At 64.2% G+C, this 6,500-nt stretch carries 6 protein-coding genes; 1 reads left to right on the top strand and 5 read right to left on the bottom strand.

Annotated elements, in window-relative coordinates; all coding sequences use genetic code 11:
- Window positions 1-787: hypothetical protein (locus tag ER13_RS15185; RefSeq protein WP_035310574.1), on the bottom strand; the 787-nt coding region annotated here is incomplete at its 3' end.
- A gap of 418 nt (window positions 788-1,205) precedes the next feature.
- On the opposite strand from ER13_RS15185, the gene ER13_RS15180 reads away from it, so the two are divergent.
- Window positions 1,206-1,433 carry a hypothetical protein gene (locus tag ER13_RS15180; protein WP_035310572.1) on the top strand — a complete coding sequence of 76 codons (228 nt, stop codon included), beginning with the start codon at window positions 1,206-1,208 and terminating at the stop codon, window positions 1,431-1,433.
- A 130-nt stretch (window positions 1,434-1,563) separates the two neighbouring features.
- Here ER13_RS15180 and ER13_RS15175 read toward each other — a convergent pair whose 3' ends face one another.
- From ER13_RS15175 to polA, 4 genes are all read right to left on the bottom strand, one after another.
- Window positions 1,564-2,349, bottom strand: a complete 786-nt coding sequence (locus ER13_RS15175) for a hypothetical protein (RefSeq protein ID WP_035310570.1) — start codon at window positions 2,347-2,349, stop codon at window positions 1,564-1,566.
- A 230-nt stretch (window positions 2,350-2,579) separates the two neighbouring features.
- Window positions 2,580-3,563: a DarT ssDNA thymidine ADP-ribosyltransferase family protein gene (locus ER13_RS15170; protein ID WP_035310568.1), complete on the bottom strand. Its 984-nt coding sequence runs from the start codon at window positions 3,561-3,563 to the stop codon at window positions 2,580-2,582.
- Window positions 3,554-4,495: a macro domain-containing protein gene (locus ER13_RS15165; protein WP_197019805.1), complete on the bottom strand. Its 942-nt coding sequence runs from the start codon at window positions 4,493-4,495 to the stop codon at window positions 3,554-3,556. The genes ER13_RS15170 and ER13_RS15165 overlap by 10 nt, the downstream gene beginning before the upstream one ends.
- A gap of 261 nt (window positions 4,496-4,756) precedes the next feature.
- Window positions 4,757-6,500: DNA polymerase I (gene polA / locus ER13_RS15160; protein ID WP_035310567.1), on the bottom strand; the 1,744-nt coding region annotated here is incomplete at its 5' end.

The raw sequence follows: 6,500 nt of genomic DNA, 5'->3' as shown, positions 1-6,500 counted from the left end.
GAAACAACCAGGTCGACCACGCCCCCTCGGGCGGCTTCTGCGCCGGACGAAGGACCAAGCCCCCGCCGCCCTGACCGCCCCCGTCGCCGCCTTGGAGCAAACCGGGGGTCTGGGGGCTCAAGTAGCCCGAAGGGCGATAGCCCCCAGGAGAAGTAGCGTGTTTTTTCCAGAGCACCCGCAGGTCGGCCGCCCCCACGCCCGCCATGACCCGCGTCCTCTGGGACCAGCGCCACAGCCGCGCGGCCTCCGGCTCGTCCCCGTCGCTCAACCGCTTCAGCACATCGGCGTGCAGTTCGCGCACCGTCCCCACCGGATCGCTCCAGTCGATCTCGATGGTCAGGGCCGGCTCCCCCCGGCCATAGTTATAGGCCCCCGCCGCCGGTCCGCGCGGCTGATACACCGCCCCCGGCGTGTCCATTTTCCGCAGGCCATAGCGTTGCGCCGCACAGCCGATGGCCCCCGTCGTCACCCCGTACTCGGCCTCCAGGACCGCACTGGTCTCGCCCGCATTCCGCCGCGCCAACAGCTCGCGCCAGCGCGCGGGCGTCATGCCCGACCGGCTCTGAGGAAAGACATGATCCGCCGGCCAGCCCTCCGCCGGCCGCCGGCGATGATCCACCGCATCCGGCGCCTGCCCCTTCATCCGCCCGCGCTTCTTCGCCTGCCAGCATATGGTCGAGATCGACACCCCATGCTCCCGCGCCAGATCCGACCGCCGCTCGCCCCGCGCATCGCGGTCGAACAAGGCCTCCCATTCCTCATCGCTCAGCTTGCTCGGCTTTCCCATGCGGAGAAGCCTAACCGAGGCCGCACCTCAGGCGCGTCGATTGGGAAATTCGGAGTTCAACAGCCTGATTTCAAAGGCGTTCGCTTCCAGAATTGCGTGCGTTCAGCCCGTCCAGCGCCCGTAATTCCAGATCCTTCCGGCGACCCCGCCACAAGGATCGACGGCGTCGAAACCGCTCGACCCCGCCGCTTACGCCCCCGTTTTCGTCATCCTAGGGCTTATCCCTAGGATCCATACACCCGGTGTCCGACGAGCGCGCACCTGAGGGAGCTCCGCTCCTAAAGGCCGTCCCGGTTCATCCGGGACCGTCCCCCCCACTCACGCTATTGTCAGGTGCATTCATCACGATTTTTAGTTGCACGCGCGCCGCCAGAAATGTCGTCATGCGTTCGGGGATAGGCCCCACTGGAGGACTGACATGTCGAGAATGGCGAAGACGATCCGTTCCTTTATCGCAGCCGTAGCGTTCACTGCGGGCGCGGTTGCAGCCTCGGGCGTACAGGCGGCGGCGGGCGACTACTGCATCCACGCGGACGGGACAGTCTACTGCGGCGTTGAAGAGAATATCGTCGAGGGCGACCCCGGCCTGCGGGACTGCATCCGGCGATGGGAGCTCGCGGTTCGGAACTGTCCGCCAGAGGTCTGATGCTGGAAGCGGCCGTCAATCTTCGGGGTGGCGGCCGTTTTCCGCAGGGCGACGGGCTCAGATTTGCAGGTGCGCCGCCTTGGGGCGCAGGGAGCAGCCCAAGGGGAGGATGACCGGCCTATAGGCTTCCCTACCGGCCGTCCGACCGCCCGTCCGTCTTCACCTCGCTGGCGTCGCAGCTGTACCGTTCGCAGTATCGGCGTCTCAGTTCTGCGACCGCCGCCTTGGCGGCCTTGGATTCCGGAAAGGCCGATTCAAACTTGTCCATATCCGGCGGCGACACATAGTCGCCGGCCAGCAGACGACGAAGGTCGCTCTCGCTCGCCAGCCGGGCCAGTTGCAACACCAGGGCCTCGCGCCGCTCGGCGCGCACCTCGACGAACAGTTCATCGACCCAGGCCTGGACGACCGCCCGCCTGTCAAAATCCAGCCCGTCGAGGAAATTGTCCTCTTCCGGCTCCCCGTCCTCATAGGCGCCATCGACGATCTGGCGCGCAAGCTTCAGCTGGATTTCGGACGGCTCCGGCCCGCTCCACCCGCCTTCATCCGCCTCATCCTCCACGCGGAAACGCACTCTGGCCTGCACCTCGCCCGGCATCGGTATACCGGCGACCCGCCCTAGCCTCAGTTCCCCGCTGGCGACCACCACGCGCGCCGCAGACCCGAATCCCAAGCCCTGCGGCCGTTCTTCGACGACCCTGCAGTTGTAGGGATGGCCGTCCGTCTCCTGATAACAGCGAACAATGGCCCAGCCCCGCAGGTCCAACTGCGCCGCGAACCCCGGCATCAGGTCAGAGGTCACTTCGGGATCAGGCGTCCGCGCCCAGTTGGTGGCGGGCGCCTCCTGCTCCCACAATTTGGGCGTCCCCGGATCCGGAACCAGAACAGCGAGTGCCAGCAGCGGCGCTATGAACATGATGACCCCTCATCCCCCAAATCTCCGCCGCACTGACCACAAGGCGCGGAGGTTGTCGATCCAAGCCCCCTGGTTTCGTCATCCCAAGGCTTGTCCCTAGGGGTCTGGGAAGGAAGCTCCGCCTCCTTAGACGCGCGCTCACCCCGCCGTGGCTTCGACCGAGCCATGAAGGACCGCTTGCAATCAGATTGAGCGAGCGACGAAGCTCTCCGGCTACATTGCGCTTATTTTTAGAACAATACCTCACCGACATAGAATAGGTTATCGTAGGCATTGTGATCGTCGATCTGAATAGTGACTCGGTACAAGCCGTCAATTAGCTTTACCTTTGAAATCCAATTTCCGCCGTTCTCCGGTCGCGCAAGCAGCTGATTGTATGTCTGATCGAACACGACAGTATCATCGCCAGTCTGCACCTGAACACGCACCTTGAGTTTAGCCGTGTCATGCCGAGGGTTGATGCTGAAGGTAACTCCCTCGGGCGAGGCGTAGACCTTCTCGACGAACGCGAACCGCTTCTCGAACACCCTGCCGTCATCCGAGGTGACGATCTTGGGACGAAGCAAACGAGCGGCCGGACCGGCCATATGGATCAGGGTTTCACGTTCAGCTTCCGAGCGGCAGATGACCCATTTGAGGTGCTCAGCCAGGACCAGCGGTGATTGGCAGAGCACCTCGGCCGCCCGATGGTTGATGATAGACATATCACCTCCCGTCGCGCCCTCATGATAGGTCTTGGCGAAGTTGATCGTGGAAAAGAAGGCGTCGTCATCCCCGTCGCGCGCAGCGCCGTTCTGCATGTTGATGTCCGAGAACCGCGTACTCGGCATTGTAAGGATCGACCGAGCGTCTAGAGCGAACATCACCAGCACTGGAGCGTGGGCGGCCGGACCATATTGACATTCGTTCGGCCGGCGTATGCCCTCAATATGGTACTGGGTCGGCGTCCGAGGCCGGAAGTACAGCCGCGAGAACTCATGCGCGCGGTCCCGGTTATCAATCACGCCTGCAGCGGCGACGTCGAGCGGGCGATGGCCCTCGGACTGCCGACGCGAGCGAATCTCACCAGTCTGGATGATCCCGACTGCATTTTCGATCGGGGCATGATGAAACAGCATCGAAGGCCAGTGCACCCGGTGCGGATAGTAGGGCTTGCCTAGTTCCGCTTGCCAACGGGCGATGTGGGCGTCCGCAGCTTGAGCGGTCAACCCCATGCCATCTCCTGCTGTCCTCCCGACGCCGGCGTCGCCGTCGTCGGGTATCTCTTTAGCTCAAGCGCGATCTCGGCATCGCCATGATGAGCCTTCTGGATTTCCAAAGCACGCACTTGGGGCAAGAGACTGAGTAGGGACAGGACCATCGGCCCGCTCTTTGCGTCGGACCAGCCAGCATCCCGGGTAGTCACAAGGCCAGCGCTTAGGCTTAGCCAGACGCCGCGCAGCGCCTCCATTTCGAGCTCGGAGTTTCGATCCTCAGCAGTCAGGCGCAGAGCCGAATCATCGAGGTTCGCACTGAACTGCCGCTGCGAATTGAGCATCGCGAAGCGTCCACCGGACACCTCAATCACTTCTTTCATCTGGCTCAAGAAGTCCTCAAAAACGAGGAGCGGACTAACGTCGCCAAAGCGTTCGGCGAGATCCGCCTCTCGGTGTTCGGGGAGGCCTATCGGCTTTTCGTAGTCGTGGATGAAGATGTCGATCGGCAGAGGCGCCAAGTATCGCTCCATCAGCGGGCGTACGTCGTCCCAATCGAGACCACCATTGCCGCAGCCGAGGCGCGGAAAGGAGATCGAGGTAATGCGCTGGGCTTCATAAGACTCAATGAACTTCTGCAACCCCTCCTCTATCCATTCGATCCGCGAAGGGTTGCGCCAATGTACTTTGGTCGGGAAATTGAGGACCGCATGATCCTCACCTTGCCAGAGCCAAAGTTTTCCTGGCTGCAACAGCTTTTCGTCGCAGAGGCGCTTGTAGGGAGCGAACATCGCCGGATAGCGGTCGCGGAAGGCCTTGGCGATGCCCTTGCCCATAACACCGACGCAGTTGACCGTGTTGACCAGCGTTTGCGCTGGTGAGTCCATGACACTGGTTCGACGGTAAGTCAGCATAAAGGGTGGGTCGCTCGGAAGTTCACCGGGATTTTTCATGTAAGCGGAGTCGCCTTCCATCTCACACAAATAATCTCTGTCAGCCAGCTCTCCTAGGCCACCGCGATGCCTCGGGACCAAGTTGCGGGACGCGAAAAGACCAGCCTCCCAAACGGTCGGACCGGGACAGTCAGTATACGCCAGGGAGGCCATCGAACAAAGCGACGCCCCGCTAACCCGCTCTGGATCAAGTCCCGCCCTTTACTAACGCACTACCCCCACCGCTAAGCCTCGGGTAAATTCCCTGCGGCGGGTTCGCCGCTAGTGGGCGGCGTCCCAGTTGGGGGCGGCGCGGGCGTCGACGACCAGGGGGACGGTCAGGGCGACGGCGGGGTCTGAGGCGGTTTCCATCACCCGCTTGATGAGGGCGATGGCGCGGTCGGCCTCGGCCTCGGGGGTTTCGAAGACCAGTTCGTCGTGGACCTGCAGCAGCATGCGGGTTTTCAGCCCGGCCTCGGCCAGGGCTGTGGGCATGCGGATCATGGCGCGGCGGATGATGTCGGCGGCGGCGCCCTGGATCGGGGCGTTGATGGCGGCGCGCTCGCCGAACTGGCGTTCGGCGCCCGATTTCGAGTGGATGGCGGGGATGTGGATGCGGCGGCCGAAGACGGTGGAGACGAAGCCGGCCTGGCGGACCTCGGCCTTGGTCTTGTCCATATAGGTGCGGATGCCGGGGAAGCGGTCGAAATAGGTCTTGATATAGGCGCCGGCCTCGCCCTGATCGATGCCCAGCTGGGCGGCTAAACCGAAGGCGCTGATGCCGTAGACGATGCCGAAATTGATGGCCTTGGCGCGGCGGCGGGTTTCGGACGGCATGCCCTCGACGGGGACGCCGAACATTTCGCTGGCGGTGGCGGCGTGGATGTCGAGCCCGGCCTTGAAGGCGCGTTTCAGCTCGGGGATGTCGCCGATATGGGCCAGCAGGCGCAGTTCGATCTGGCTGTAGTCGGCGCTGATCAGCAGATGGCCGGGGGCGGCGATGAAGGCCTGGCGGATTTCGCGGCCGGTCTCGGTGCGGATGGGGATGTTCTGAAGGTTCGGATCCGAGCTGGCCAGGCGGCCGGTGGTGGCGGCGGCCAGCTGGTAGTTGGTGTGGACGCGGTCGGTTTTGGGGTCGGCGGCGGCGGTCAGGGCGTCGGTGTAGGTGCCCTTCAGCTTGGACAGCTGGCGCCAGTCCAGCAGGACGCGGGGCAGGGCGTGGGTGGCGGCCAGGTCTTCCAGGACGCTGGCGTCGGTGCCCCATTGGCCGGAGGCGGTCTTCTTACCGCCGGGCAGGTTCAGCTCGCCGAACAGGATTTCGCCGATCTGGCGGGGGGAGCCGATGTTGAAGGGGCGGCCGGCGATCTCGTGGGCCTGGGCCTCCAGCTCGGCCATGCGCAGGCCGAACTCGCTGGACAGGCGTTTGAGGCGGTCGGGGTCGATGCGGACGCCGGCGGTCTCCATCTCGGCCAGGACGGCGGGCAGGGGGCGTTCCAGGGTCTCATAGACGGTGGACAGGCCCTCGCGCGCCAGCCGGGGCTTGAGGAGGCGCCACAGGCGCAGGGTCACGTCGGCGTCCTCGGCGGCGTACTGGGTGGCCGGTTTCAGGGCGACGTGTCTGAACGACTTCTGGCTCTTGCCCGTTCCGGCCACGCTCTTGAACGGCACGGGGTCATGCCCCAAATGGAGCCGCGCTAGCTCGTCCATCCCGTGCCCGTGCAGCCCGCCCTCCAGCACATAGGAGATCAGCATGGTGTCGTCATAGGGAGCCACGCGGATCCCCCGCCGCGCCATGACCGCCAGATCGTATTTGGCGTTCTGCAGCACCTTCAGAACCGACGGATTTTCTAATAAAACCTTGAGCTTCGCCAAGGCCTTGGCCTTGTCGAGCTGCTGGATCGGCTCCCGCGCCTCCCCCGGCACCCCGAACAGCCCTCCCTCGCCCGCCTGCGGCTCATGCTCATGCGTCAGCGGGATGTAACAGGCCTCATTGGGCCCCACCGCCAGCGACACCCCGCACAGCCCC

This window comes from Brevundimonas sp. EAKA, assembly GCF_000698025.1.
GTDB classification, from domain to species: domain Bacteria; phylum Pseudomonadota; class Alphaproteobacteria; order Caulobacterales; family Caulobacteraceae; genus Brevundimonas; species Brevundimonas mediterranea_A.
This window is presented reverse-complemented; position numbering and strand designations above follow the sequence as displayed.

Coding starts and splice junctions, on each gene's coding strand:
- ER13_RS15180 (WP_035310572.1), top strand. CDS start 1,206: ATGTCGAGAATGGCGAAGACGATCCGTTCCTTTATCGCAGCCGTAGCG.
- ER13_RS15175 (WP_035310570.1), bottom strand. CDS start 2,349: ATGTTCATAGCGCCGCTGCTGGCACTCGCTGTTCTGGTTCCGGATCCG.
- ER13_RS15170 (WP_035310568.1), bottom strand. CDS start 3,563: ATGGGGTTGACCGCTCAAGCTGCGGACGCCCACATCGCCCGTTGGCAA.
- ER13_RS15165 (WP_197019805.1), bottom strand. CDS start 4,495: ATGAAAAATCCCGGTGAACTTCCGAGCGACCCACCCTTTATGCTGACT.